Genomic DNA, 26038 nt, shown 5'->3' on the forward strand with positions numbered 1-26038 from the left:
ACAAGGGACTTTTGTTTCCCGCCCGGATTTTCCATCCTGTGATACACTTATTTTCCATCCTCATTGTTCCCCTGCAGGGGGACTCATTCGCCGGCTTCAATGGAGAAGCAATGGAGACGAAATTGTACGTTGGCAATCTGCCGTATTCCACCACGGAGGAGGACTTGCGGGATCTGTTTTCGCAGGCCGGCTCGATCAAATCCGTCACGATCATCAAGGACCGCGACACCGGTCGTTCCAAGGGATTTGGCTTCGTGGAGATGGAAACCCAGGCGGAAGCTCAGCAGGCGATCAGCATGCTGAAAGAAACCAAGCTGGGGGAGCGCGCCCTGACCGTCAACCTGGCCCGGCCGCGTGAAGACCGCGGCGGGCGCGGATTCGACAAGGGGCGCGGGGGCGGCCGCGGCGGATTTCGCCGGGATTGGTGACCGGAAACCTTTCCGCCCCGGCGGGAACCGTTTTTTCTGCCGTAATATCGGCGCCCAACCGGAATCTCCGGCCGGGCGCTTTTTTTTCCGAGTGGATTGGAGAGGAGGAGCGGATAACCGGCTGGATTATTCTACTCGCCGCGTGCGTCCTCGCCGCCGGCGCCTTCCTTTTTCGTCCCTTGCCCGACATTCCCTTCCGCCCCCGCCTTCGTCCGGCGCGGGATTACGCCGAGGCCGTCGCGAGGATCTTGGCGTGGCAGGCGAAGGAGGCGGCGCGCGTCCTTCCCGAGGCGCGCATCCGGTTTCTGACCCATGGGCGCCGGACCGAGCAGGCGGTCGTTTTCGTCCATGGGTACACCAACTGCCCGGAGCAGTTCGCCAAGTTCGGGGAACTGGTTTTTCAGGCGGGGTTCAATGTGTTGATTGCGAATCTGCCCCGCCACGGCTTGCCGGATCGGATGACCATCGAACATGCGGGCCTCACGGCGGAGGAACTGGCTGAGTACGCGGATGAAACGGCCGATATCGCCCGCGGATTGGGCGAGCGGGTGACCTTTGCCGGTATCTCGCTTGGCGGCGTGGTCAGCGCCTGGGTTTGGGCGTCCCGCCCCGATATTCCCTCCGCGGTCCTGATGGCGCCGGTGTTCGGTTTGAAACCCGTCCCCGCGGGATTGACGGTCCCCGCCGTCAACCTGTTCTCGGCCCTTCCGAATTTCTTCAGCTGGTTTCACCCGGGGAAACGGATGGCGGGGACGCCGGATTATACCTACCCGCGGTTCTCGACCCGCGCCCTGAGTCAAATCCTCCGGATGGGTGCCGCCGCCCGGCGGCGCGCCGAACGCAATCCCCCCGCCGGCAAGGAGTTGTTGCTCATCGTCAATCCTCGGGATTGGGCGGTGAACAATTCCTTGGCCTGCCGGATCGTCGACCGCTGGCGGTGCCTCGGGGCATCGGTTGCGATTCGCCGGTTGGATGAATCCTGGGAGCTGGAGCACGATTTCGTCGATCCCGGCCAGCCCGGTCAACCGATCGGCCGAGTCTATCCGTTGTTGCTGGAATGGATGGGCGGGAGGAAAACGCCTGCGCCGTCCGCGGAAGGCTGATGGGACCGCGAGTAAGAAAACGGATCGCCAAAGCCTCCCCCTCATTCGCCCGCCCGTCGCTTATCCTCGCTTCGCTTGGGACAGGTGCTCGGGATAAATGCTCAGGACAAGATTCCAGGCCCGATAAGAGCCGAAAAAGGATGTGCTTCTTCGAAGCTGTCAATCTAGAGAGAGGGGCTGGGAGAAAAAATCCCGGAACGTCTGTCCCGCACTCCGCACAGGACAATGACGCCAGGAAGGGATGGGGGAAAATGTTACTCCTCAGGCATCTTATTTCAACTGAATAATCTCAATACAACACCACCAGTGTAATAGGTTTTATCCGTCACCCCGGCGTGGCTCCCCCGCGCCCGCCCTCGCGCCCGCCCTCGCGAAGCGAGGGGAGCGAGGGAAGCGGGGTTCGAAGCCGCGGGGTCCTGTATCTATTGAAGATTCCCTGGATGCCGGCTAATTCCCCTCCGGCAAAGAACACGCCGAGGGCGGACGCCGGTATGACGATCGCCAGCTGAGGAGTAACAAATTTTTTTTCGACCGTTGACGATTTTCTTGTCTCGGGGCGAGCGGATTGAAATCGCTGAAAAAGTACGGATAGTTGGTCGAGTAGCCCCGAAGGGGCGTTGCGAGACCACAGAAATATCGAAGAACAAGGTTGTTCAGCCGTCATTCAGTGGTCTCGGTACGCACAAACCGCTACTCGACCGCCTTTTTCAGTAATCTCAGAATTAAGAAAGACCCAGGGGTGTGCAAGAGAAGGATCAGTATTTGCTAAAGGGCTATGCCCGTGCCCGCCCTCACGTCCGCACTCGTGAAGCGAAGGGAGCGGGCGGGAGAATGAAGCGGGGCGGACGCATCGGGCTTTCAGCGAGGAATAACGGCATCCCGCCGAAACCGCGCGGAAGCGGCATACTGCCGGCGGCGGGGAATTTCTTTGCCAAGCCGTCCTTACACTTCGCGGAAAACCCCAAGATGGGTTTCGACGGACGGCCGGGGCGTTGACATTCCCCGCGGTGTTTCAGCGGTTGAACATCCCCGCCAGGAATAACTCCACCGGTTTCCCGTGGATCGACGGAGAAGCGTCGCGCAATGCGACGGCCGGATAATATCCCCAAGAGAAAAAGCCGGAGATCCAATCGCGCTCGGCCGCCGCAAGCAGCAGCGCCTGGTAGGACCGGGTTTGGGCGTCGAAATCCGGGTTGAGCGTCAGCGCCAAGTTCGAGCCCGAAAGGATCTGCGACAGCGGCAGGCAGGCGCCCATGGCGTCGCGCGGACAACCAGCATCGGCTCCGCCCAAGGAGGCGTAGGCCGGGGCAAGCAGGATCGGTTTGCCCAGCGCACGGAGGCCGGCCAGTTTTTCGTCCAGCAAGGCGCCGGCGGCGGATTTCATCTCCTCGGGCGTGTTGGTTCCGGAAACCAGCGGGCCGCTGACGCGGACCAGAATTTCGTCGATCTCGTCGAAGAACTGCGGCACCGCCGGGAAGGCGTCGGTCAGCGGATATTCGACGGCGATCTTCCCGGCATACCGCAGGCGGATGTTGCGCACCAGCACGCGCCACCGGGTTTCGATGTCGGCCGGCGTGCCCGGAATGCCCGGCATGGCGTGGAGCATGTCCGCCCGGCTGATGACCAATTCTTCAACACCGTTCTGTTGGGCGACGTCGGCGTAGGTGAACAGAAGGTTGGCGTACGAGAGGAAAAAGGAATCCCACCAGGCGGTGTCGCGCGGTGCGGTATCCCACCAATCCGACGTCAGCCCCGTCAGCGCCTCCACGGCGGGGGCCAGGGCTGGCTGCATTCCGGCCGCGCGCAAATGGGCCAGCTGGGCGACCACGTCCTGATACAGCGGGGACGCCAATTCCGGAAGGAAGCGGATCTCCGGCAGGGGGGCGTTCGCGCCGAGGTACCATTGTGGGCTGAGGAAGACGGTTCCGGCGCGCAGGGAGATCAGGTCGGAGATGACGGAATCATACGGAGGCGCCCAGCGCTCGGAAGCGAACACCACGCCGAACCGCAGGCCGGCGGGCATGGCGGCGGACGGTGCGGGATGCAGGGCGGAGGCGGTATCCGGCCAGGCGGTCCAGCCCGGCACCGTATCCACGGTCGTCTGCGGATCGGCGGTCACCTGGAACTGCCTCTGGGCGGCCTGATCGCCGGCGGTGGCCAGATCGTCGGCCACGCCGCACATTCCGTTGCGGCAATAGCGGTAGGAAATCGGCCCCGGCCATTCCAAGGGACTCTCCAGCGAATAGGTCCACTGCTGGGGCCCGGTCATCCACATCGGGATCGGGCGCATCCAGATGCCCTGGAACGGGCTGAATTGAATGTAGACCTTTTCCGAGGAGGGAGTTCCGGCCGGCGTGAGAACGTTGAAGGTGACGGATCCGCTGGCGCTTGACCGCCAGGAAATCACGCCGTCCTCGACGATGGTGTCGTACTCGGGGACGATGTAATCGCGCAGCACCATGCGTCCCTGCGAGTCGCGTTCGGCGTTCCAGAATCCGTCGCCCAGCGTGTACTTATAGCGGATGTGCGCCCCGACCGGAAGCGACAGAGAGAGGATGTAGGTTCCGTCGTCGAGCGGGGTCAGGAGCGGGGCGCGGGCCGGTTCGACCATGGTCGAGGCCGCGCCGGGCAGAAAGGTGTTGCCGAGCATGAGCAGGCTGCCCGCCATCCGGATTTGCGCGCCGGGCGGGGTTTCCGCCTGCGGAACGTAGACGTGGAAGGAGATCGTCACCCGGGGAGACGGCGAGAGCGCGAGGTTGGCCGGCGTGTCCTGACCGTCGGCCACGATCGCCTCCTGGATGAACGGGCGGTAGCCGCCGTCCATGTCGAAGGCGATCAGGATCTGTTTTCCGGTCGGCACCCCGCTGAGCATATAGAACCCGTTGGTGTCGGTGAGGGTGCGCATGCCGGCCGTCCCGACCGTCAAACCCGGGATTGCCAGCCCGCTGACCGCGTCGCGGACCAAACCGCGGATCCGCCCGGTGGTTCCGTGGAAATCGGTCCCGGTCCAATGCGCGACCGTATCCTCCACCTGGTTGTTGCCCGAAGCGTAGTAGGTTCGGTAATCCACCATCGCCGAGCCGGAGGAGGCCTCAACCTCGCCGCTCTGCAGGCTGTACCGGTAATGGACGAGCGCGTTGCGCGGGAAATCCAGCTGCAGCTGCCACAAGCCGGCGTCGGCCTTTTTCATTTCGTAGCGGATCGGATTGAGCGTTAAACCGGTGACCTCGTCGAGGATGTTCAGGACCACCTTATCGCCCTCGGGAGTATCCGCCGGAACGCGGACCAGGAAGGTGACGGCAAAAGTCGGGAGGGGCAAGGGGGTGGCGATCGGGTACGGATTGCCGCCGCCCCCGCTGCAACCGGCGAGAAAGAGCGCGGCCAGCAGGGAAGCGATCCCCGGCCGGGAAAGGATGGATCGAAACCTCATACGCCTCCAAAGACTGCAGATACGCGTTTTATCTTGCGCAGCTCCCTCGTCCTTCCCCCGGAGGACATCTCCTAAATGATACCCGAGAACGGAAATTTTGGCGGTTTCCGCACCGACCCTAAGGGTTCCCAAGGGTCGGCGCGTCCCGGCGTTCCTCAGGCCGCCGGCTTCCGCCTTTTCCACAGGCGCGGGAGGATGCCGGCGATGAACCAGACGGCCAGGCAGGTGGAGAGCATGCCGGCCGCCGCCGCGATAAATCCGTCCTGCCAGAACGTCACCGGAAACAGGCGGATGAGGGTGTCGGTGTACGGAAAGAGCCAGGTTTCGCCGGTGAAAAAGACGTGGTGAAACGTCACAAACGCCCAATCCCAGGCCAGCCCCACGACGATCAGGACCGCGACCAGGAATCCGAAGGTCCCGATCCCGGCGGCGGCGAGGGTGCGGCGGAGAAGCGTCCGGTCCTTCCACAGCAGGAATCCGCATCCGGCAAGAAAAAACAGCCCCAAAGCGGTCAAGAGGATCCTGGCGGCGCGGACCAGAACCTGGACGTCGACCATGTGCTCGACTTCGCGTTCGTTGTACAGTGGCGATCCGTTTGCCAGGCGGTAGCCGGCGAAATAATCCCCGCCCGCATCCGACAGCAGGTATTCACGCGAGATATTCGCCCACCGGATTCTTTCCTGGGTCGTGAACCCGTAGCTGTCGGGGGGAAATCCCGGTCGGCGGTATTCCCATTCCACAAAAAATGGCAGCAGCATGATCCGAACCCAGGCCAGGAAGACTACAAGCGGGAAAGCCAAGGTTAGGAAGATTCGTACGGCGGTCTTCATGGGATCTCCCGCGTTCATTGCGGAGCCAGCTGCGGCAGGCGCCCGGAAAGCACGAATTGGACAACCATGGCGTTGGTCAGCAATTCGATCGGCGCCCAATCGTCGGTGAACACACGGCCGCCCTCCGGCGTGGGCTGCAGATTCTGGATCGTCCATTCCAGGACGGTGAGCAGCTCCGATCGGATCCCTCCGGCGGCGGCCAGGGCTTTGTAGTTGTCCAGCAGATTCTGGACGCCGGTGGGCCGGACGGTGGCGAAGAGGATGCTGTTCATGCTGAACGGGACGTCGGCCACGTAAACGCTGGGGAAGACCGCCTGCAAGGTTGCGGCCAGCCCTTCGATCAGCCGGCGGTCGTCGGGCAGGCGGGCGACGTTGATCGTCACCACGCCGTCGGACGCAAGCCGCGCGCGGACGGTCTCGAAAAATTCGCGGGTCGTCAGGTGCGGCGGGATGTAGGGCGGACGGTAGGCGTCGATCGCGATCACCGAGAAGATCCGCCGGCTGTGGGCCAGCCCCCAGCGCCCGTCCACCGCCAGCGCCGTGAGGTTGGGCTGGGTCATGCCGAAAAACTCCCGGCCGACTTCGAGGATTGCCGGATCGATTTCGTAGCCTTCGATCGGGATCGGACCGTAGACCTGCGTGTATTGGTTGGCGGAGGTGCCGGCCGCCAGCCCGACGATAGCCAAGGAGGCGACCTGCGCCGGATCGCGCGGGGGATCGTTGAAAAACGGGGCGGCTAGGAAATAATCCCAGGTCCCCCCGGTCAGCAGCAGCGCCGGGGCGTAGACCGAATGCATGCCTTCGCCCTCATTTAAATGAAGGTAGCGTACGCCGTCCCGTTCCACCACCTGGATGTAGTTGTAGGCGGATTCGCGTTCGAAGATCTGGCCGGGCGTATTTTTGATCGGGTGTCCCGTGCCGACCGCATACAGGAGGAGCAGGACCAGCGGCATCCACAAGCCCCTCACGGCGGCGCGCCGGTCGGTCCGCCACAAACCGGCAAGCGCCACCAGCAGGAGCAAGGCTGCGAAGACGAAGAAGGTGCGCGCGGTTCCGATCGAGGGGATCAGCCACAGCACGGGCAAAAAGGTGCCGACGATCGATCCGAGTGTGGAAATCGCATACAGCCGGCCGGAGATGTTACCGGCGCGGCTCACGTCGCGGATCGCCAGCCGGATGGCGAAGGGGGAGATGCAACCCATCAGCGTCACCGGCACCGAAAAGAGCACCAGCACCGCCGCGAAGGACCCCAGCACGACCGCCGCGTCGAGCTTTTCCACCGCCGCAGCGGCCGCCAGCAGGACCGGCCGGCTGACGACGGGCACCGCGCCGGTGGTCAGCGCCGCCCAGGCCATGATCCGGTAAAAAATGACCGGGTTGGGGTTGCGGTCCGCCCAGCGCCCGCCGAGGAAGTATCCGGCGGTGAGGTAGACGAGGATCAGCCCGATGATGTTGGCCCAGACCAAGTTGCTGGTTCCGAAAACGTTGCCGAGCAGCCTCGACGCGGCCAGTTCCACCGCCAGGGCGGTCATGCCGGAGACGAAGACGGCCAGCGATAGGAAGCGCGACGATGGATTCATGCACTCTCCCGTTTTGCGTTGTGGGGATTATACCCTTGCCTCCCCCTCGCATTGCCCCTCTCCTAAACAATCCTCCGTATATTTGGCGTTTTTTTTCCATCCATGATCCGTCTCCGAAAAACGCGAACATGGCGGGGGTAAGGAGGGGATTATAATCCGCCGGATGAATCACTCCGCATTGTCCCGACGCGACCACCGACTCAATTGGTTGGGATTTCTCACCGATTACACTTTCTTCTCGATCGGGCTGACCTTCGCCGGGCTCAGCACCACCCTGCCCGCCTTCGCCTCGCGCCTGACGGACAGCCCCGCGATGATCGGCCTGGTGGGAGCCCTCTGGCACGGCGGATGGCTGCTGCCCCAGATCTTCGCCGCCAATTTTCTTTCCACCGCTCCCCGCAAGCTGCCGGCGATCAAACTGCTCGGATGGATCGGCCGGCCCGTATTCCTCGCGTTCGGCGTGTTCCTCTTCCTGCACGGAGCCGCCCTGCCCGGGTTGATCCTCGGACTGTTGTTTTTTTCCAGTTTCCATTTCGCCTTTATGGATTCGATCGCCGGCGTGGCTTGGTTCGATGTGCTTGGAAAATCGTTTTCGCACCGCGAGCGCGGGCGGGTGATCGGGACCGGTCAGGCGCTGTCGGGTTTGGTGTCGATCGGGGCCGGAGGAATCATCGGATGGATTCTGCGGTCCTCCGCATTGGCCTATCCCTTCAATTATGCGTTGATCCTGATCCTGGCCTCGCTCTGCTTCCTGATCGCGCTGGGAGGCATGTACTTGGTCCGCGAACCGGTGGAACCGGTGGCGTCCGAGCGGCAGAGAATGGTCGAATACCTGCCCCGGCTGGTAAAGTTGATCCAAACCGACCGCGCGTTTCTGAGGGTGAACGCCTCGCGGATCCTGATCGCCTGTTGCGGCCTGGCTTCGCCCTTCTTCGCCGTGTACGCCATCAAGGACCTTGGGATCGCCGAGGCCAATGTCGGCTATTTCGCGATCGCCCAGACTATCGGAAGCGCGCTGGCCGGATTGGTGTTCGGATGGGTCGCCGACCGCCGGGGATCCCACATGGTAATCCGGATCGTGGGCGGAGTGTATCTGCTGGCTCCGTGCCTCGTCCTGGCGGCCGGAATCCCGGCCGGGCTGGGATCGGCGCTTCCGGTGATTCTGGTCACGGCGGCCTTTCTGTTCCTGGGGCTGGGCGACGGATCGATCATGCTGGGTTTTCTCAACTACGTCCTTGAGATCTCGCCTTCGGACCAGCGCCCGGTGTATGTCGGGTTGACAAACACGATCACCGGCGTGATCGTCCTGTATCCATTCATCGGCGGAACCCTGGCCGACGCGGGCGGGTATCCGATGGTGTTCGCGCTGGCGGCCGCCGGCATCGCCGCCGGATGGTTGACGGGAGCCTCCTTGCCGGGGCGGGCGGAGGCATCTGCAAGCGGCATGGAAAGCCTCGGGGAAGGAACTGCCGGATAATAACCGGCGCGAAACCGATCCTGCCCTCGCAAAGGCGGAATGACGCTGGGCGCGTTTTTTCTTGCTGTCCTCATCTTCTGCTTGGTCTTCGGCGCGGCCGGTTGGGTCCGCAAGGGCGTTCGGAACATCCGTGAGGGACTGGGGACGGGTGACCATTCTCCTTAACAAAGTGCTTAAAAAGACGGTCGGGCCCCTACCCGCGTCGGACCGGGCTCAACCGCTGACTTTCCCTTTTTCAATCACCCTGTTGGAGGGGGAATCTCGTTCCGGCCGGGGGCAATTTCGCCGATTGCGATTCATTCCGGTTCCGCCTGGCCTTGGATGGAAGGCTGCGGCGTTGCGCCGAGCGCTGAACCAACTCGTCTGCGCAATCCCATCCGAGTGGATGGGAGGGGAAATGGGCTTGGATATGGGCAGGCCGCTCCTATAGTACAATCGGTTCGTCGGTCTCCCGCGGCGGAGTTGCGGGGGATCGCCGATACTCGCGCGGAGCGCGCATTCCGCATGGCTGGATCGCCGTCGAAAACCGGAAATGTCCGCCAACCCCTTCCGCGGGTGCTTGTCCTCGCGGATATGCCGGAATCCGGCGAGTGGCTGGTGCGCGAAGTGCTGTTGCCGAGGGGATTCCCGGCCGAAGTCGCCCGTCCGGATTCTCCGCCTGCCGACGTGTTGGCGATCGACCTGACCCAATTGCAGGGATTGCAGGTCACCGGTCTGCGCCAGCGGCGGGAGCTAGGCGAGAACGCTCCGGCCATCGTGATGGCCAGCCGGATCAATCCCGAACTTGCGCGCGACCTGTTCCGCCTCGGCGTCAAGGATTTCCTTCTCAAGCCCTGCAAGCCCGACGACATCGTCCAATCCATCCTGAATGCCTTCCGCCAGTCCGCCGTCCAGGCGGGAGAGCGGCAGAACGTGGATGAACTGCGCAGCAACATCGAACAGCTGCGCCGCCGCAACGAAGAATTGCGCTCCCTGCTCGACGTCGGCCGCGCGGTAACGCAAACCCGCCAGGCGGATCTGCTTTTGCGGCAGATCGTCGAGGCCGCCGCCTACCTGACCGGAGCCGAGGACGCGGGCATCTACATGCTCGAGGATTCCTCCGGCGACATCATCCTGCGGGCCAGCAAGGAATCCCAAGGCGGGCGGGCGATGACCAACCGCATCCCCGTCTCCGACGAATTCGTCAATCAGGTGCTCAAATCCGGCCAGACGGTCGTCCGCCAGAAGAGCGGACAGGTTAACCTGAAGGTAAAAACCGGGTACATGGTCCAGACCCTGGCGAACGTCCCGATCTGGGTCGAGGGGCATATCGGCGGCGTGCTGGGAGTCTACAACCGCTCGGCCCAGGTCAACTTCAGCGAGCATCACGTCCAATTGCTGCGCGGGTTGGCGGCCTGGGCCGGGGTGGCGCTGGAACGGCTGATGCGCTCGCCGGCCGGCGACGCGGCGCCCGCGGGAGGAACCTCGCCGCTTCCGGCGGCCGTATCTCCGGCGGAATTCCGCCAGGCGATGATGACCTTCATCGCCGAAGTGGCGAAAGTCGTCGGCACCAATCCGAACCTCCCCAACCGCGCCAACCTGTGGAAGTTGAGGTCCCAGGTCGAGGAATGGTTGAAGCGGATTCCGGCAGAGGCCAAGACCGCCCCGCCCGCGTCCGCCGGAACCGAGGTATTCCAATACCGCAAGGCGATCGGGGAAGCGCTGTTGGCGGTGCGCCAGGCGGCGGAAATGCGCAAGGTCCCGATCCTCACCCAGCTGGCCGGGGAATTTCCCAATGTGTTTGGCAATCCGCAGGCCGCGCAATCCGGTCTGCAAACTCTGTTCGGCTGGTCGATCGCCCGCAGCAACCGCACGCCGATCGACCTGGTGCTGTTCCGCCTAAAGGGCGGCGAACCGAGCGGGCCGTTCGCCATCACCCACGCCGACAAACTGCCGCTCGGCGAGTGGGTGGTGCTTTCGATGGTCGATTCCGGCCCGGCCCTCACGTCGGACGAGCTTGCGGAAATCCGCCGCGCAACCGCGCAAATGCAGCCGATCTCGCCCCTCGGGGCGGCCAACCGCCAGATCCGCGGGGGAAAAGGCCTCTTATGGGTGGAGGAGAGTTCGGAACCGGTGACCATCTACGTCGGATTCCGCGCGGCCGGATAAATAGAGAAGAGGGAAAACCATGGAGAGGATGCCCCGCGATCTTGTTCCGACCGCGGTCATCAGCCAGAATTACCGCGTCAACGGATTGGTCTCGGTGTCCGCCGCGGGATTGATCGGCCTGCTCAGCGATCAGACCGAATCCTACATCGAGATCGAAAAAGCCTCGCTCGTCCGCCTGCACCGCCCGCAGGAGGTCGTCGCCCAATTCAATACCTGGGGGATGGTCAAATCGCGCATCATCGCTGTGCTGTGCGAGAAGACCTCCGACCTGGGGCGGATCACCATCGCCCGGGCCGGATACCAGCGCCTGGTCTCCTACCGCATCTGGGCCAGCCTGCACGGGTTTGAGATGTTCGGAATCCTTGAGAGTCCGGGCAAGTTCGATTTTTCCTCGCAGATGCTCCAGGGCAAATTGCAGTTTTCCGCGCTCTTCAACGCCACGCTGATCCCGGTGTATTTTCCGCAGCTCGTCACCCGCGCGCCGGCGATCCTTTTCAACCGCCAGATGCTGGAGGGGATTGGCGTCATCGGCGAAGTCGAGGAGCAGGCCGCGGCCGAAGAAAAACGGGTCGGCCAAACCGGTCAGTTGGGGAGGATGAGCACCGGACAATTGCGGACCGGGACGGGCCAGTTTTCCCGGTCGGGCGGTACGGGGCAAATCCCGCGGACGGGAACCGGGCAATTTCCGCGCGCGCGGACCGGACAGCTCGGCTCGGGAGACCAGGAATGGCCGTTGCGCGGCGGGACGGGCCAAATCCCGCGCGGCGGAGGGACGTCCGGTGAGGAGGAAGAACCGGGGTAATCCGCAAGATCCGGATGGCGGCCGAACCCAGCGCCGACGGAAACGGAGACCCGCCGAAAGCGATCCGGATGAAAAGGAAAGTCGATCGCCCGTTTATTGATCCGGGTTAGCCCAAGTCGGTGGAAATTCCGATTCTTTTGGACGCGCGGTCGAAAAGGGAAGAAGCTTTCTTGATGAAGGGAAGCACTCGAGAGGGGGCTTTTTTTCTATGCGACGGTGCGCATGCGTACTCGGATTGACCGTTTCCTGGCATAATTGGTTCATGGTCCGATCAGCCTCTCGCACCTTTCCGGCCGCTTTCCTTGGAATTTGCTTGACGGCTTGCGGTGCAGCGTCATCAACTCCGCCGGCGGTATCGTCCCCAACGAACGCCTTTCATCCGACGGGCATCAACCTTGCCGGCAAACGGATTGCTACCACGCCCTCGGCGACGCCGACGGTAACGCAACCGCCCGCCGCAGCGACGGCCACGCAAACCGCCACCCCCTCCCGGACGAAGAATCCCCACAAGTACGTCTTCCCCGTCCAGCCGCAGGAGAAGGCCGATTTCGCCGAGGGCGGCCACGCTTACCCGGCCACCGATATTTTCACCGACGTCGGTTCGGATTTCGTGGCGGTGACGGCCGGGGTGGTGGATTTTGTCCGGTATAAAGATATTTGGGATCCGGTGACCGACGATCCGGCCGTCGCCGGCGGGCTGTGCGTCGCGATCATCGGCGACGACGGGGTCCGCTATTACGGATCGCATCTCTCGGAAATCGCGGTGGGCATCCGGCCGGGAGCACGGGTGGAGGCGGGCCAGCTCCTCGGCCTGACGGGGACCTCCGGAAACGCGCGCGACACTACGCCGCACCTGCACTTCGGGATCTCGCACCCCACGTACCCCGAGGATTGGAAAACCCGCCGCGGCGAACTTGATCCGTACCCATACCTGGTGGCTTGGTCGCGCGGGGAGGAGGTCACGCCGCGGTTTCCAACCCCGACGCTGACCCTGGCGGCCTGATTCGGAATCGGAAAGCGCAAAGGAAGACGAATGTCCCGCAATCCCAAGGGATGCTTTTTTCTTGGTCCGGCCGTTTTTCTCGCATGGTTTCCTGCATCCTGCGCGGGGGGGGCCGGGCGTGCCATCCGCACTGGATTCCCCTCCGGCATCCGCTCCGACCGCCGTCCCGACCGATACGGCGGTTTTCGCATCGGTCCTCCCGCGGGCACCTTCTCCGACCCTGGCGGCAAGCGAAACGGAAATGCCGACCCTCGCCGCAACTTGGCCGTACAATCGTCCGGCCAGGTATTACATCTACCAATGCGTCTCCTGCCTCCCCTCGGCTCCGCCCATGACCATTCAGCGCATGACCTTTTGCATTACCGCGGTGGATGTGCGCGGCGATTTGACTATGCAATTCAACGTAACGTGGACGGCCGAGTTGGAGGAATGCAAGAACTACGTCCTGCAGCCGGATTTGGATAACCACCGGTTGTATCTGGAGGATGACTTGGAGAATGCCTATCGCCATACCGGATCCGGCGGTTGCGCCGCGGAGCGAAAAGTATTTGTTCCCCCGACGGACGATTGCACGGGCTGGTTTTTATTCCCTCCGGCCAAGTCGTCCGCCCGTGCTTTCCGTTTCATCGATTCCAACAATTGGGTGTCGGTCGAGAACATCGTTCTTGGGCCGCGGGAGCCAGCCTGACCGATCGGGTCCGGCATGCCGACCAGGGTTCCTCCCCATCCCGGAAAACCGCTCGGAACCGCCCCTTCTCCGCCGTGGTCCGCGGAAAGGCAATCGCGCCGCGAGGGAAGGGCTCAGACGGGAGTCCACACCGCGTAATCCGCAAGCCTTCCCCCCTCGCCGTCGGATTCGAAGCGTTCGGTTTCCGTGAATTCCGAATCCTCCGCCAAGGTGGATCTTTCCCGCTCGTCGACGATGTGCACGTACCGCAGACCGCGCCCCTCACTCCGCCAATCCAGCAGGTAATCCCCGCTATCGACGTCGGATTCCGATAGTCCGATTTCTTCCCAGGCGACGGTCCGCATCCGCAGCTTCGGACTGCGCCGGAACTGCCAAGTGGAGAGGAACAACCATCCGCCGGGAACGAGCATGCGCCGGCAAGCACGCAGGAATGCGAGGCGCCTTTGCGCATCGGGAATGTGGTGCAGGACGGCGAACGCCAGGACGAAACCGAACGGTTCCGCCGCCGGCATGCGGTCCCATCCGGATTCGAAAAAATCCGCTTGCCGGAATTCCGCGGGAAACGGAAAATCCGCGCTGCGGGCGATCTCCAAGAGCGGGTCGCTGAGATCCAATCCGAGGTAGCGGCAGGGAGGGTTGTGCGCGGCGAGCCAGCGCGCCGCGTTTGCGTTTCCACAGCCGAGGTCGGCGACGGCGGAGAGGGGCGGAATCCGCGCCAGCAACCGCCGGGCGCCGGGTTGGATCCGACCGCGCGTGGCGGAAAACGGCGCGGCGAAGGTTTGATAGAATGCCCGATTAAGATCGGCGAGGCGGCAGGCGATGTCGGACTTCATACCCGGGGATTATACAGAAGAAGAACGGCGAAGGCTCGAGGCGTGGAAACGCACCCGGGATTACACTGATCCGGAGCGCCGGGCCGCCGCCCGCGCGATTCTGCTTGAGATGGCGGGCGGGGGCGAACTCCGCGCCGCGCTGCACCGCCATCCGGCGCGCGGGAGTTACCTGAGCAAGGATTTCCTCGTCGCCGAATACCGGCGGATGGCGGCGGCGGGCGAGTTGTCCGCCGATCCTGGCCTGTTGGAGCGCTTGCGGATGAAGCCGGTGCGCTCGCTTTCCGGGGTCGCCACCGTCAGCGTGCTCACCCGCCCCTACCCGTGTCCGGGGGAGTGCGTCTTCTGCCCGGATGATGCGCGCATGCCCAAAAGCTACATCGCCGACGAGCCGGGCGCCCTGCGCGCCGCACAGAACGCCTTCGATCCGTACCGCCAGGCCGCCAGCCGGCTAACGTCGCTCGAATCGGTCGGCCATCCGACCGGCAAGGTCGAGTTGCTGATCCTCGGCGGAACCTGGAGCGCCTATCCGCGGGATTACCGCGAACGCTTCGTCCAGCGCCTGCTGGATGCCCTGAACGGGGAAGACTCCAAATCCCTTGCCGACGCCCAGCGGAGGAACGAATGCGCCCCCCGGCGCAACGTCGGTCTGGTGGTGGAGACCCGACCGGATTCGGTTACGGCGGATGAATTGCGCCGCATGCGCACGCTGGGGGTGACCAAGATCCAGGTCGGCGTCCAAAGCCTCGACGACCGGATTCTCGGATTAAACCGCCGCGGGCACGACGCCGCCGAATCCCGCCGGGCCTTCCGCCGGATGCGCGCCGCCGGTTTTAAAATCCAGGCGCATTGGATGCCGAACCTGCTTGGGGCGACTCCCGAAAGCGACCGCGCGGATTTCGCCCGGCTGTTCGACGATCCGGAAATGCGGCCGGACGAGCTGAAGATCTATCCCACGGTCCTTGTCCGCAACAGCCCGCTGTACGCCTTTTTCGAGCGCGGCGAGTACCGCCCGTATTCCCACGCGGAACTGGTGGAATTAATGGCGGCGATCAAACCGACGATCCCGCCGTATTGCCGGGTCAACCGGCTGGCGCGGGATATCCCCGGGCATCACGTCGCGGCGGGATCGAAGCGCTCCAATTTGCGCGAGGACGCTCAGCGCCTGCTCGCCGCCCGCGGCTTGCGCTGCCGCTGCATCCGCTGTCGGGAAGTGCGCGAAAAAAAGATAATGCGCCAAGACCTGCAATTGTCGGACCTGGCCTACGAAGCGGGCGGGGCGCTGGAGCGGTTCCTTTCCTTCGTCACCCCCGAAGAAAAACTGGCCGGATACCTGCGGCTTTCGCTTCCCCGGAAGCGGCATCCGGAGATCGATTGGGCCGATTTAAGGGATGCCGCAATCATTCGCGATCTCCATATCTATGGACAAACGCTTCCGCTTGGGGAAAGCCGGGAGGGCGCCGCGCAGCACCTCGGCTTGGGCGGGGACCTGCTCGCGCGCGCGGAGGAGATCGCGCGCGGATCCGGTTTCCGCGCGCTGGCCGTCATTTCGGCGGTTGGGACGAGGGAATACTACCGGGAGCGGGGCTTTGCGGACGGGGAGCTATATCAGGTGAAGCCGCTCTCCTGATCGGAGGAACCCTTGGGAACCCTTAGGGTCGGGGGCAACCCTTGTCTACCCTTGGGAACCCTTAGGGTCGGGGGATTCTCCGCCTTGCCATAATCACCCCTTTTCGATATACTCCCGCCCGTTGCCGCGGGCTCGGCCCGCGTTTCCGCTCCCCACCCGGACGCCTGTCCGGCCAAGGGGGGGCAATCCCGTGGAAAGGAGGTTATCCTCATGCGCAACTACGAAGTCGGTTTAATTTTCCACCCGGATACCAATCCGCAAGCCCTTGACGATCTCCTTAATAAAATCAAAGGCTGGGTAACGGAGGCGGGAGGCACCGTCGCCAAGGTCGACACGTGGGGCAAACGGCGCTTGGCGTATGCCATCCGCAAACAGCGCGACGGCGTTTACGCCTTCCTGTATGCGGACATGCCCGGCGCGGTCCCGGCCACGCTCGAACGGAATCTGCGGCTGACGGAATCGATTCTGCGGTTCGCCATTATCCGTACCGGGAGTTAGCGCGGCGGACGCGGCCGCGGCGCGGGATTGGCGCCGCCGGTCAGGAGCGGTTTGATGTCAAGAAGCCTAAACAAAGTGATGATCATCGGGTACCTCGGCCGGGATCCGGAGATGCGCTACACCTCGTCCGGAAAGCCGGTCACCACGTTTAGCGTGGCGACCAACCGAGTCTGGAGCAGTTCCAGCGGCGAACGCCACGAGGAAACCGAGTGGTTCACCGTTGTGTCCTGGGGAAATTTGGCCGAGATCTGCAAACAGCATCTCAGCAAGGGGTCCCAGGTCTATGTCGAAGGCCGCCTGCAAACCCGCCGCTGGGAAGACGCCGACGGAAAAAAGCACGCGGCCGTCGAGATCGTAGCCGGCGAAATGATCCAACTCGGCGAAAAACGGGATGCCTCCGGCTCGGCCAACTACCCGGCGGTCGAAGAGGACTATCCCTTTTAGCGCGGCCCGGTGCAGGCGACTCCCGGGTTCCCGGCAACTCAGGATTCCGCCCCCCGGCGGAGTCCGGGAATGGATAACCGGCGGCGGAGGCCGCCATGGAGGAAAGCATGGACGTTGGGCAAGAAACCCCGAGAACGGAAGAATCAACTCCGTCTGAAAGCAGCGGCGGCGGAGGCGGAGGCGGCGGGCGCGGGCGCGGCGGATACGTCCGCAAGCCGCGCGTTTGCCAATTCTGCGTGGAGAAAATAAATGTGATCGATTACAAACAGGCGGATATGCTGCGCAAGTTCGTCATGGAGCGCGGCAAAATCCGGCCCCGGCGCCAGACCGGCACCTGCGCCCTGCATCAACGGGCCCTGGCGGTGGCGGTGAAGCGCGCCCGGCACATGGCCTTGCTGCCCTTTGCCGATGAATAACTGCATCCGCATCACATACAAAGCCCTTCCCGGCCGTCTTGAAGGCCGACGGCCGGGAAGCGGACGTGGAGGTGGATATGCCATCCAGACCGGCGAAAAAGAGTGAAGCCCTGACTCGAAAACAACGCCGCCACCTGCGGCGGGACCAAGCCCAAACCCGCTTGGTGCTGGCTGTCTCCGGTGTGATCCTCGCGCTGGTGGTGGGCGTGATCGGATTCGGGTACGTGAACACCTACTTTCTGCGCGTCAACGACCCCGCCGCGATCGTCTACGGCGAAACGATCACCATCGGAGAGGTTCAGAAGGAGATCCGCTATCAGCGCCTGCAATTGGTGGCTTCCTACCAGCGCTTGAACGGGGCCGCCAGCGCCCCCCTGATCGATCCGGCCGATGCCGCGGCCTTGCGGGCTCAGGCGGATCAGGTGAAGCTGACGCTTTCGGACGACGCCGCGCTGGCGGACCAGGCCTTGACGTTCCTGATCGACGCCGCCATCGCCCGGCATGAGGCGGACTTGCGCGGAATCATCGTCTACGAAGAGGACATCGAGGCGGAAGTGAATTCCATCCTGGGATACATCCCGGCCGCGACCCTCACGGCGATGCCCTCGCCCACCAAATCCCGCACGCCGACCGTGACCGCAACCCACACCCTTACCCCGACGGTCACTCCGGGCGGTCCAACCCTTACTCCGACGTCGACCGAGACGCCGACCCTGACCCCAACCCTTACGCCGACCATCGGCGGCACGGTGACGGCCACCCGCACTTCGACCCTGACCCCGACCGCGACCAAGATTCCCACCGCGACGCCCTTCACCGAGACGGCCTACCAGAAGTATTACCAGCTCTACCTCACCAACATCGAGCGCCAGACGGGCATCTCCGAGGCGGAGTTCCGCGAACGGGTGCGCAACGAACTGTTCATCCGTTTCGTCCGCGACGCGGTCGTGGCCGACGTGAAGCCCGTCGAGGAACAGGTTCACTTGGCGCAGATCGTGCTGAACGACGAAACCGTCGCCTACCGGACGCTGGGACGCCTGTTGCGCGGCGAACCGTGGAACACCGTCTTGCAGGAAGTCTCCGTCGACGAGGCCAACAAGGCCAAGAACGGCGACATCGGCTGGATCCCCATGTCGAATCCGCCGACCGACCTGGAGACTCAGGCCTTCGAGCTGGAAAAGGGCGAGCTCAGCAAAGTGATTCAGACCGAGGCCAATACCTGGGTGATCCTTAAATTGTTGGATAAAGGCCCCCGGCCGATCACCGGCGAGAAGTTGGAAGCGGCGCAGAACGTAGCCTATCAGGAATGGCTGAACGGAATCCGCAACGACACGACCATCGTGGATAAGAAGGGGGTTCCCGATGAATTGATACCGTCCGAGCCGGATATTCCCTAGCCGGTGCGGCGCATTTTCCGAAACGGCCATGGGCGCGGATTCCGCGCCCATGGCCGTTTCGGTTCTCCCGATTTCCAGGATTCCCGCCGGAGCTTGCCTCCGTGTTTCAAGGGTCGTCGCGGGAATGATTGATGGTTATGGCGGGGTCCCGTTTTCCCGTTCCTCGATCTCCTGTCGCGGACAACCCCGGCTCATTCGTATTTGAGGGCCGCCACCGGCTCCAGCCGGGCCGCGCGCTGGGCCGGATACAAACCCGAGAGCACGCCGATCGCGGTGGCAAAGAGGACGGCCAGAATGGGCAGCCACGCGGGGATGGCCGTAATCGACGCGGACGTGCCGGCGGCGGCCGCCGCCCCCTGGCTTTGCAGGTACACGCCGTAAAGGAGGTTGGCCGCGCCGCTGAGAAGGAAGCCGAGCACTGCGCCGCCCAACCCGCCGATTAATCCGATCGCCCCGGCTTCCCCCAGGAAAATGAACATCACCGCGCGGTTCGAGGCGCCGAGCGCCTTCATTAACCCGATCTCGCGCGTCCGTTCGTAAATCGCCATCGTCAGCGTGTTGGCGATTCCCACCCCGGCCACCAGCAGGGCGATTCCCCCCACGCCGCCGAGCACGGCCTGGATCATCAGAAACACCATGTTCAACGCCTGCATCATCGTGCGGGCCGACATGGCGTAGAAGCCGCGCATCAACAGTTCCGACTCGATCGTCAGGCTGTCCTCCGGCGAGCGGGGGACGATCGACGCCTGGCTGTACCCCTCCCGGGCGCGGTTGACCGGCTGCCCGGCAACCCATTCGTTCAGGGCTTCGGCTTCCGTCAGCGGCAGGAACAGCATGTAGTCATCCTGCCCGCCGCGCTCGGTCAGCACCCCCGCGATCCGCAGGCGGATGGAGCGGGTTTCCCGCTTCCCCTCGTCGTCGGTCCGATCGACCGTCAGGGTCAGGGATTGTCCGACGAGATCCTCGGGCTGGAAGGCGACCTTCTCCCGGCGGACGGGATCGACGAAGCTTTCGAGGGTCTTGGCGCCCAGCAGCGCCGATCCGCGGCCGAGGGCCAGCGTTCCCTTTTGCACCGTCCAACCCATTCCGCGGAGGACGGAGGGGTCCACGCCCATCGGTGTGACGAACAGGTGAAGCTGGCGCATCGTCAGCGCGCTCGACGCTACCGTTTCGCGGGGGGTGACGGCCAGCACATCCGGCCTGCGGCGCATCTCTTCGAGGAAAGCCGTGGTGATCGCCTCGTCGTTCATCGCCCCCGCGCCCGTGGATCCGCCGAAGGCCCGCAGGACCGCGCCCGGGAGCACGGTGATCTCGTTCATCGACCCGACCGAGCTGGATACGCTTTCCATGCTGGATTGGTACAAGCCCATCCCGAGCGCGATCAGCACCACCACCGCGGTCGTGCCGATGATCACACCCACCGCCGAGAAGGCGGCCCGGAACCGCAGGCGGTTTAGGTTTTGGAGGATGAGCCGGAACAGGTCGCGGGTCTGCATCGCTTATCCGCCGAAGCCCAGGAAAGCCAGGATCGCGTTCCAGATGATTTCGAAAACCGATTGGCTTTCGCCCGCATCGGCCGCCTCCGCCTCCGTCGCGGCGGCTTCCGCAATGGTGAACTGGAACGTATGGGTCCAGGTCTGCGGCTGGTTGAACTCGTCGAGGTAATGGACGGTCAGCGTGGCTTCGGCCGGCCCCGCCTCTTCGGCGACCGCGGTGGCGATCAGCGAGGTCGAGGTGCTTTCGTTGAGCGGCCCGGAGTAGACCGAGCCGTTGGTGATCTCGAGTTCGTCGCTGGTCAGTTCGACCGTCCCGGCGTTGATCGGCTGGGTGCCGATGTTGATCACTTCCACCGCCAGCTCGAAGGACTCCCCGGCGATCAGCGGCGAGGGCAGATCGCCGATCAGGCCGGCCTGCAGGGCGGGCCGGGTCCGGATTTTGAGATAGACGACCTGGTTGTCGGTCAATTCGACTCCCAGGACGTTGCGGTAGGAAAGCGCAACCGGAACCGGATACAGCCCCGCCGTCGACCCGCCGTCGACCTCCAGCGCGAAGACCGCCTCGGCCGTTTGATGCGCCGGGATTCGCGCGATGTGGCCGACGTTCCCCTTGCCCACGGTGGCGAACGGTTTGGGCCCTTCCTCGCCTCCCAAGCGGATCAGCACCTGTTCCGCGTTCCCGGCGCTGACGTTCGAAAGCCGGATCCGCAGGGTGCACGGATCGCCGGGGGCGGGGACCGCCGGTTCGGTGCCGAGGGAGTCGATCAGCAGGGCGGGGTGGTTCCATCCCGGCTCGCCGAAGGTCAGGCGGACGGGCTCGTCGCCGGAGTATCTGACGGTGATGTCGTCTTCGTCGTCGTAGGAGGAATAATCGAAGTGGATCACCGGCTGGACCCGCCCGCCTTCGTCGGCGCCGTCTAGCATCATGTGCAGGACTGCCTCCGCCGAAGCGCCGGGATAGAGGTAGGAAAAGCCGAACACGGCGCTTCCGCTCTCGGTCCCGACGTAGTCGTTGGCCGGCACGGTGCCGACCACTTGGTTGGCGGTGATTGATCCGATGTTGGAGACCGTCAACCGCAGGTCGAAGGCCCGCGGATAGCTTTCCTCCCGGCCGGTTTGCGGAAGGACTTCGGCGGCCGAGACCACCACCATCGGCCGGCCGTAAATGGTGACATCGGCCGCGCCGGCGGGCTTCCCGCCGGCCGCCAGGGCCGCGGCCGCCAGCAATAACCCGCCGGCGAACCGCAGGAGCGACGGGCGGGATGTATGCATCTTGGAAAAAGCAGGTGTCGGATTCATAAATTCTTCTCCGCGTTGTGGTTGATCCAGCGCCCGTCGAGCATGCGCAGGACCCGCTGGGCGTGCCGGGCGATTCGTTCATCGTGGGTGACGACCACCAGCGTGCGGCCGTCACGGTGCAGGCGCGTTAGCATCTCCATAACTTCGTGCCCGGTGGCCGAATCCAAATTGCCGGTTGGTTCGTCGGCCAGCAGCAGATCGGGTGAATTGGCGAGCGCGCGGGCGATGGCCACCCGCTGTTGTTCGCCGCCGGAAAGCTCGCTGGGCTTGTGGTGCCGGCGGTCCGCCAGGCCCACCTCCGCCAGCAGCCGCTCCGCCCGCGCCGCCCGCTCGCGGTGCGGCACGCCCGCAAACACCATCGGGAAGGCGACGTTGTCGAGCGCGGTCATCGTCGCCAGCAATTGGAAGGATTGGAAGATGAAGCCCACCCGGTCGCGGCGGTAGCGGCACAGGGCGTCCTGATCGAGGGAGGTGATCTCCCGCCCCTCGACCCAGATCGTCCCCGAGGTGGGGCGGTCCAATCCGCCGAGGACGTTGAGCAGGGTGGATTTTCCCGAACCGGAGGGGCCCATCACCGCCACGAACTCCCCGCGCCGGATTGAAAGATCCACCCCGCGCAGGACCTCGAGCGCCTTCCGCCCCAGGTGGAATTTCTTGCGCAGTTGTTCGGCGCGCAGAAAGACCTGCGGATTCATGCCGGGGTCATCCCATGAAGGATTGGCTGAGTGCGACGCTGGCGGATGCCATGGCGACCGGCGGAATGAGCGAGAGAATCCAATACAGGATGGTGATAATCAGGCTTTTAACCCGCGTCACCTTGGCGCAGACGAGGACGCCGACGAAGATGAGGATCAGATACCATATTTCGAAAAGCGTGATCCTGCTCAGGATCGGCGCCAGCCCGGCGGTGAGCGGGGTGATCTCGGAAAGGACGTCCGCCTTTAAAAGGTACGACAATCCCGGCTGCCCGGTGGCGCCCCTCGCCAGCGTGCCGATCACCAGGAAGATCTTGGAGAGGATCGCCGCGGCGGAGGCCCAGACGGTCATCGAGAAGATCGAACCAAAGCGGGCTTGTCCGCCGAACGCCAAGCTGAGCAGATACAGCAAACCGGCCGCCGAAAGCCACAGGATCGGCCACGATATCGTCTCCAGGATGCCCGTGGCGGCCACCAGGAAGACGGGATTGGTGGAAAACTCCCGTTGTTGCTCCAGAACCGCGCGCTGTTCCTCGGTGAATTGCGAACTGGTTTGTTCCATAATGGAATCGTAGCCCTCGACCGCCTCGCGCTGGGTGATCGGCAAGGTGACGATCGGAGCCAGCCAGACAACGGCCAGCATGACGAGGGCCGGCCACAGGAAATGCGGTTTTCCGGTCTGGTCCAGCTGGGTAAACGCCGCTTTGGGACGGATGATCAGCGCAAGCAGAAAACGGGGAAGGCTCATGCTTGGTTTATTTTCCGCATTCGGGGTTTCCATGATTTTCTCCTTAAGTTCTTCTGGATTATACGCATCTTCACAATTCCTGTTGCTCGAAGGCCCCCACCGAGAGGATTAGGCAAAGCAGGATCAGCGCTCCGGCGGAGGCGAGCGCGCCGCCGTTCGCGGCGGCGGGCGGCACGGCGCCGGCGGCTGTCCGCGCGGTCTGCTCGGCCCAGCTCAACAGCCCGCCCGGGAACAGCGTTCCGTAACGGGGTATCGAGCCCGCCAGCATCAGCGCCACGGACAGCCCGAAACCGATCGCGCCGGCGGCGGCGGTCGATTTGGCAAGCGTGCTGCCCAACAGTGCCAGTGCCGCGAAGGTCAGGAGCCAAATCAGAAGCAGTCCGTTGGCCAGGAAAAAGGGCGCCGCCTCCAGCGGCCCGAACAACACCAGCGTGTAGTAGTAGGCTCCGGCGCCCGAGAGCAGGAAGCAGGCGGCGTACATCACGGCCTGGGCGGCGAACTTGGCGGCCAGAAACGCCCAGCGCGGCATCGGCTTGGCCAGGACCATCGGCGCCACCCCGCGCTCCTTCTCGCCGACGACCGCCCCCATTCCCAACAGGACGGCGAGCAGGAATCCGAATTGGGTCAGGTTCTTCAGGTACTGACTCATGCCGTCGGCCGCGGTCGGTTCGGGGATCATCGCGGCGAACTGCTGCATCTCGGGGATCGATTTGAGCATCTCGGGAACCAGTTTGGCGATCAACGGCGATCCCATCCCGAACACGAGGAATACCGCCCCGGTGACCAGGAAGCGCTTGGTCCGCCACAACTGGGTGAGTTCCTTCCCGAACGCGGTAAGGAAGACCAATGCCTCGCCGCGCAGTCCGCTGCGCATTCTTTCCGGAGTCGACGGGGATGCGGACGATTCCTCCCGCCGGTAACGGCGGATCTGCCGCGCCGCCCACAGGTATCCCGGAACGAGCATCGCCACAAAAACCAGCTCGAACAACAACGGCCGATCGGCAAGACGCTGGATGCCGTAGACCGCGGCGAAGTCCACCGCTGCGTGGTACAGCACGGCCAGGGGGATGTAGTATCCCTTGCGGCGCAAACCCGCTCCGGTGAAGGCTTTCCAGACCAATAACGAAAACACCAGATGCGCGGAGACGGCGATGATCCGTTCCAGCAGCGGGACGGCGCTGTGCCACGGTTGGCCGGCGAGGTAGTCGAGCTGCGCCTGGAGCGCCGTCCGCTGGACCGGCGCGAGTCCCAGGGATGTCAGGTCCGTGCCGATCAACGGCAGGAGCGTACTGACGGTGGCGGCTGTGAGCACTCCGCCGAAGATCATCGATTCGATCCCGCCGTGACCCAGCCCGAGCATCGCCGCATCCGGCAGGCGCATCCATGCGGGGCGCGCCCGGCGGATCACGGCGTATCCGGCGGCGCGCATCAGTTCCTCGCACAACCCGGCGGTCAGGCCGGCGATCAGCGCCGTCTGCAGGATCGGCGGATCGGCGGCGCCGCCGCCGGGTAGCAGGCCGGCGCGCGCCAACCAATCGTTCAGCGGCAGATGGACGACCTGCGAGAGTAAGAAGGTCAGGCTTCCGACGCCGAACAACAGCCAGGGCGTGCGCCGGATCCGGCGCAGGATGGCGGCGAAGACCACCGGGACGAGGATCATCAAACCGACAGCGATTGCGTACAGGACGGTCAACATTGCGGATCGCTTTCCGGATTACGAACTCATCTTCAGGAAAATCTCTTCCAGCGACGGCCGGACCCACTCCAACCGGTCGGTTGTCAAACCGTGCTTGACGATCAGCGGCATCAGCTCGCGCTTTCCGTCGGCCGCGCTGTGGACCAGGATGCGGACGACCGGACCTTCGCGGACGATGTTCGCCACCCACGGACGGCCGCGTAATTCCTCATGGAAGGCCGCCTGCGCGCCGCCTTCCCCGGCGGCGGTCGGATCCCATTCCACCTCGGCCGCGTTCACCGGATAGCGCGCGAGCAGTTGCTCCATGCCGGAGATCAGCAACAACCGCCCTTGGTGCAACACCGCCAGCGAATCGCAGACCCGTTCGACGTCGTTGAGGATGTGGCTGGAGAAGAACACCGTCCGCGGCCCGCGGATCCGCGAAATCATCTCCAACACTTCGTGCCGTCCGGCCGGGTCGAGCGAACTGGTCGGCTCGTCGAGCAAGAGGACCGGCGGATCGCCGATCATCGCCTGGGCGATTCCCAGCCGCTGGATCATCCCGCCGGAAAATCCGCCGATCCGGCGGCGGGCCGCTTCATTCAGTCCGGAAAGCTCGAGCAATTCCTCGATCTGCCGCCGGCGCGCCTGCGCCGGCAGTTCCAAGATCCGGCCGACGTAACCCAGATATTCGCGCGCGCTCATCCAGGAATAGAAGGCGGGATTTTGGGGCAGGTAGCCGAAACGCGCCCGCGCCAGGCGGTCGGCGCCGGTGGTCTCGCGCCCGTCGATCCAGGCTCGGCCGGCGCTTGGAAACGCCAGGCCGGTCAGCAGACGCATCGTCGTCGTCTTCCCGGCGCCGTTTCGGCCGAGGAATCCGAACACCGATCCGCGCGGAACGGCCAGGTCCAATCCGTCCAGCGCCCGGATCGCGCCGTAGGTTTTCGACAATCCGCGGCAGAAGATTGCCGCCCTTTCGGGAGATCCCGGAACGGGAAAACGCGGATCGTTCTCCACCGGCATCCTCTCCAGGTTCAACTTATTCTTCCACCCGTCCGGCGGCGAAATAAACGATCGGTCCGACCATCTCGCCGAAAATGATGATCACCGCCCACAGCCACTTGGGGCCGCGCGTTTTTTCCCGCCGCCGCAGGTCGAGCAGCGCCGCCGCCATCAGGATCAATTGGATGACGACCAGGGGGATGATCAGCGGCAGGTATTGTTGCAGGGTTTCCATGGGGAATTCTCCTGTTCCGACCGAGGCCATTCCGTATATAAAGTATCAAATGTATTATTGAACTAATTGTATCAACGATCGGATCGGCTGTCAAGGAAGGGGTTATGGGAAACCGACCGCGTCAGCGGGATTGGCGTGCCGGCGCCGGGGTGAACCCCGGCGCGATCGGATTCGGCACCTTCGA

Annotated in this window: 23 protein-coding genes; 12 read left to right on the forward strand and 11 right to left on the reverse strand. The window is 64.0% G+C overall.

Going from position 1 to position 26038, the window contains the following annotated elements; all coding sequences use genetic code 11:
• Nucleotides 1-110: 110 nt before the first annotated feature.
• Nucleotides 111-428, forward strand: a complete 318-nt coding sequence (locus JW929_00145; protein ID MBN1437792.1) for an RNA-binding protein — start codon at nucleotides 111-113, stop codon at nucleotides 426-428.
• The gene (locus JW929_00150) at nucleotides 425-1531 is read left to right on the forward strand and encodes an alpha/beta hydrolase (GenBank protein MBN1437793.1); all 1107 of its coding nucleotides are present in this window, start codon (nucleotides 425-427) and stop codon (nucleotides 1529-1531) included. The genes JW929_00145 and JW929_00150 overlap by 4 nt, the downstream gene beginning before the upstream one ends.
• 1012 nt (nucleotides 1532-2543) lie before the next feature.
• Here JW929_00150 and JW929_00155 read toward each other — a convergent pair.
• From JW929_00155 to JW929_00165, 3 genes are all read right to left on the reverse strand, one after another.
• Complete coding sequence (locus JW929_00155; protein MBN1437794.1) at nucleotides 2544-4961, reverse strand: hypothetical protein; 2418 nt, start codon at nucleotides 4959-4961, stop codon at nucleotides 2544-2546.
• 155 nt (nucleotides 4962-5116) lie between these two features.
• On the reverse strand, nucleotides 5117-5791 hold the full coding sequence (locus JW929_00160; protein MBN1437795.1) for a TIGR01906 family membrane protein: 675 nt from the start codon (nucleotides 5789-5791) through the stop codon (nucleotides 5117-5119).
• Between the two features lie 14 nt (nucleotides 5792-5805).
• Nucleotides 5806-7371, reverse strand: coding sequence for a fused MFS/spermidine synthase (locus tag JW929_00165; protein ID MBN1437796.1), 1566 nt, complete (start codon nucleotides 7369-7371; stop codon nucleotides 5806-5808).
• A 178-nt stretch (nucleotides 7372-7549) separates the two neighbouring features.
• Between JW929_00165 and JW929_00170 the strand changes: the two genes are divergently transcribed.
• The 5 genes from JW929_00170 (at nucleotide 7550) to JW929_00190 (ending at nucleotide 13489) form a co-directional block, all read left to right on the forward strand.
• A complete protein-coding gene (locus JW929_00170; GenBank protein MBN1437797.1) occupies nucleotides 7550-8848 on the forward strand; it encodes an MFS transporter in 1299 nt (432 codons plus the stop codon).
• Between the two features lie 504 nt (nucleotides 8849-9352).
• Entirely contained in the window at nucleotides 9353-10996 is a 1644-nt protein-coding gene (locus JW929_00175) for a GAF domain-containing protein (GenBank protein MBN1437798.1), read from the forward strand.
• A 28-nt stretch (nucleotides 10997-11024) separates the two neighbouring features.
• Nucleotides 11025-11798, forward strand: coding sequence for a hypothetical protein (locus JW929_00180; protein ID MBN1437799.1), 774 nt, complete (start codon nucleotides 11025-11027; stop codon nucleotides 11796-11798).
• A gap of 313 nt (nucleotides 11799-12111) precedes the next feature.
• The gene (locus JW929_00185) at nucleotides 12112-12801 is read left to right on the forward strand and encodes a M23 family metallopeptidase (GenBank protein MBN1437800.1); all 690 of its coding nucleotides are present in this window, start codon (nucleotides 12112-12114) and stop codon (nucleotides 12799-12801) included.
• A gap of 118 nt (nucleotides 12802-12919) precedes the next feature.
• Complete coding sequence (locus JW929_00190) at nucleotides 12920-13489, forward strand: hypothetical protein (protein MBN1437801.1); 570 nt, start codon at nucleotides 12920-12922, stop codon at nucleotides 13487-13489.
• A gap of 113 nt (nucleotides 13490-13602) precedes the next feature.
• On the opposite strand, the gene JW929_00195 is transcribed toward JW929_00190, so the two are convergent.
• A complete protein-coding gene (locus JW929_00195) occupies nucleotides 13603-14322 on the reverse strand; it encodes a class I SAM-dependent methyltransferase (protein ID MBN1437802.1) in 720 nt (239 codons plus the stop codon).
• Between JW929_00195 and JW929_00200 the strand changes: the two genes are divergently transcribed.
• From JW929_00200 to JW929_00220, 5 genes are all read left to right on the forward strand, one after another.
• Nucleotides 14309-15949 (forward strand): tRNA uridine(34) 5-carboxymethylaminomethyl modification radical SAM/GNAT enzyme Elp3, encoded by a 1641-nt coding sequence (locus tag JW929_00200; protein ID MBN1437803.1) that lies wholly within the window; start codon nucleotides 14309-14311, stop codon nucleotides 15947-15949. The two genes, JW929_00195 and JW929_00200, sit on opposite strands and share 14 nt — an antisense overlap.
• A 210-nt stretch (nucleotides 15950-16159) precedes the next feature.
• Nucleotides 16160-16447 (forward strand): 30S ribosomal protein S6, encoded by a 288-nt coding sequence (gene rpsF / locus JW929_00205; protein MBN1437804.1) that lies wholly within the window; start codon nucleotides 16160-16162, stop codon nucleotides 16445-16447.
• A 54-nt stretch (nucleotides 16448-16501) separates the two neighbouring features.
• Nucleotides 16502-16891 carry a single-stranded DNA-binding protein gene (locus JW929_00210; protein MBN1437805.1) on the forward strand — a complete coding sequence of 130 codons (390 nt, stop codon included), beginning with the start codon at nucleotides 16502-16504 and terminating at the stop codon, nucleotides 16889-16891.
• A 107-nt stretch (nucleotides 16892-16998) separates the two neighbouring features.
• Nucleotides 16999-17307 carry a 30S ribosomal protein S18 gene (locus JW929_00215; GenBank protein MBN1437806.1) on the forward strand — a complete coding sequence of 103 codons (309 nt, stop codon included), beginning with the start codon at nucleotides 16999-17001 and terminating at the stop codon, nucleotides 17305-17307.
• 77 nt (nucleotides 17308-17384) lie between these two features.
• Complete coding sequence (locus tag JW929_00220; GenBank protein ID MBN1437807.1) at nucleotides 17385-18704, forward strand: peptidylprolyl isomerase; 1320 nt, start codon at nucleotides 17385-17387, stop codon at nucleotides 18702-18704.
• A gap of 191 nt (nucleotides 18705-18895) precedes the next feature.
• On the opposite strand, the gene JW929_00225 is transcribed toward JW929_00220, so the two are convergent.
• From JW929_00225 to JW929_00255, 7 genes are read right to left on the reverse strand one after another with little or no spacing between them, the layout of a single operon-like run.
• Nucleotides 18896-20200: an ABC transporter permease gene (locus tag JW929_00225; GenBank protein MBN1437808.1), complete on the reverse strand. Its 1305-nt coding sequence runs from the start codon at nucleotides 20198-20200 to the stop codon at nucleotides 18896-18898.
• 3 nt (nucleotides 20201-20203) lie between these two features.
• Entirely contained in the window at nucleotides 20204-21499 is a 1296-nt protein-coding gene (locus JW929_00230) for a hypothetical protein (GenBank protein MBN1437809.1), read from the reverse strand.
• Complete coding sequence (locus JW929_00235) at nucleotides 21496-22194, reverse strand: ABC transporter ATP-binding protein (protein MBN1437810.1); 699 nt, start codon at nucleotides 22192-22194, stop codon at nucleotides 21496-21498. The genes JW929_00230 and JW929_00235 overlap by 4 nt, the downstream gene beginning before the upstream one ends.
• A gap of 7 nt (nucleotides 22195-22201) precedes the next feature.
• On the reverse strand, nucleotides 22202-22975 hold the full coding sequence (locus tag JW929_00240; protein MBN1437811.1) for a YIP1 family protein: 774 nt from the start codon (nucleotides 22973-22975) through the stop codon (nucleotides 22202-22204).
• Nucleotides 22976-23012: 37 nt separating this feature from the next.
• Nucleotides 23013-24638 carry a YhfC family intramembrane metalloprotease gene (locus tag JW929_00245; GenBank protein MBN1437812.1) on the reverse strand — a complete coding sequence of 542 codons (1626 nt, stop codon included), beginning with the start codon at nucleotides 24636-24638 and terminating at the stop codon, nucleotides 23013-23015.
• Between the two features lie 18 nt (nucleotides 24639-24656).
• Complete coding sequence (locus tag JW929_00250; protein ID MBN1437813.1) at nucleotides 24657-25655, reverse strand: ABC transporter ATP-binding protein; 999 nt, start codon at nucleotides 25653-25655, stop codon at nucleotides 24657-24659.
• A 1-nt stretch (nucleotide 25656) separates the two neighbouring features.
• Complete coding sequence (locus tag JW929_00255; protein MBN1437814.1) at nucleotides 25657-25854, reverse strand: PLDc_N domain-containing protein; 198 nt, start codon at nucleotides 25852-25854, stop codon at nucleotides 25657-25659.
• Between the last annotated feature and the right edge of the window lie 184 nt (nucleotides 25855-26038).

It is taken from the genome of Anaerolineales bacterium (genome assembly GCA_016928575.1).
GTDB lineage: Bacteria > Chloroflexota > Anaerolineae > Anaerolineales > RBG-16-64-43 > JAFGKK01.

What these genes read in the sequence shown, in the direction of transcription:
- JW929_00145 (MBN1437792.1), top strand. Translation starts at nt 111, where the DNA reads ATGGAGACGAAATTGTACGTTGGCAATCTGCCGTATTCCACCACGGAG.
- JW929_00155 (MBN1437794.1), bottom strand. Translation starts at nt 4,961, where the DNA reads ATGAGGTTTCGATCCATCCTTTCCCGGCCGGGGATCGCTTCCCTGCTG.
- JW929_00160 (MBN1437795.1), bottom strand. Translation starts at nt 5,791, where the DNA reads ATGAAGACCGCCGTACGAATCTTCCTAACCTTGGCTTTCCCGCTTGTA.
- JW929_00165 (MBN1437796.1), bottom strand. Translation starts at nt 7,371, where the DNA reads ATGAATCCATCGTCGCGCTTCCTATCGCTGGCCGTCTTCGTCTCCGGC.
- JW929_00175 (MBN1437798.1), top strand. Translation starts at nt 9,353, where the DNA reads ATGGCTGGATCGCCGTCGAAAACCGGAAATGTCCGCCAACCCCTTCCG.
- JW929_00180 (MBN1437799.1), top strand. Translation starts at nt 11,025, where the DNA reads ATGCCCCGCGATCTTGTTCCGACCGCGGTCATCAGCCAGAATTACCGC.
- JW929_00200 (MBN1437803.1), top strand. Translation starts at nt 14,309, where the DNA reads ATGTCGGACTTCATACCCGGGGATTATACAGAAGAAGAACGGCGAAGG.
- JW929_00195 (MBN1437802.1), bottom strand. Translation starts at nt 14,322, where the DNA reads ATGAAGTCCGACATCGCCTGCCGCCTCGCCGATCTTAATCGGGCATTC.
- rpsF (MBN1437804.1), top strand. Translation starts at nt 16,160, where the DNA reads ATGCGCAACTACGAAGTCGGTTTAATTTTCCACCCGGATACCAATCCG.
- JW929_00210 (MBN1437805.1), top strand. Translation starts at nt 16,502, where the DNA reads ATGTCAAGAAGCCTAAACAAAGTGATGATCATCGGGTACCTCGGCCGG.
- JW929_00215 (MBN1437806.1), top strand. Translation starts at nt 16,999, where the DNA reads ATGGACGTTGGGCAAGAAACCCCGAGAACGGAAGAATCAACTCCGTCT.
- JW929_00220 (MBN1437807.1), top strand. Translation starts at nt 17,385, where the DNA reads ATGCCATCCAGACCGGCGAAAAAGAGTGAAGCCCTGACTCGAAAACAA.
- JW929_00225 (MBN1437808.1), bottom strand. Translation starts at nt 20,200, where the DNA reads ATGCAGACCCGCGACCTGTTCCGGCTCATCCTCCAAAACCTAAACCGC.
- JW929_00230 (MBN1437809.1), bottom strand. Translation starts at nt 21,499, where the DNA reads ATGAATCCGACACCTGCTTTTTCCAAGATGCATACATCCCGCCCGTCG.
- JW929_00235 (MBN1437810.1), bottom strand. Translation starts at nt 22,194, where the DNA reads ATGAATCCGCAGGTCTTTCTGCGCGCCGAACAACTGCGCAAGAAATTC.
- JW929_00240 (MBN1437811.1), bottom strand. Translation starts at nt 22,975, where the DNA reads ATGGAAACCCCGAATGCGGAAAATAAACCAAGCATGAGCCTTCCCCGT.
- JW929_00245 (MBN1437812.1), bottom strand. Translation starts at nt 24,638, where the DNA reads ATGTTGACCGTCCTGTACGCAATCGCTGTCGGTTTGATGATCCTCGTC.
- JW929_00255 (MBN1437814.1), bottom strand. Translation starts at nt 25,854, where the DNA reads ATGGAAACCCTGCAACAATACCTGCCGCTGATCATCCCCCTGGTCGTC.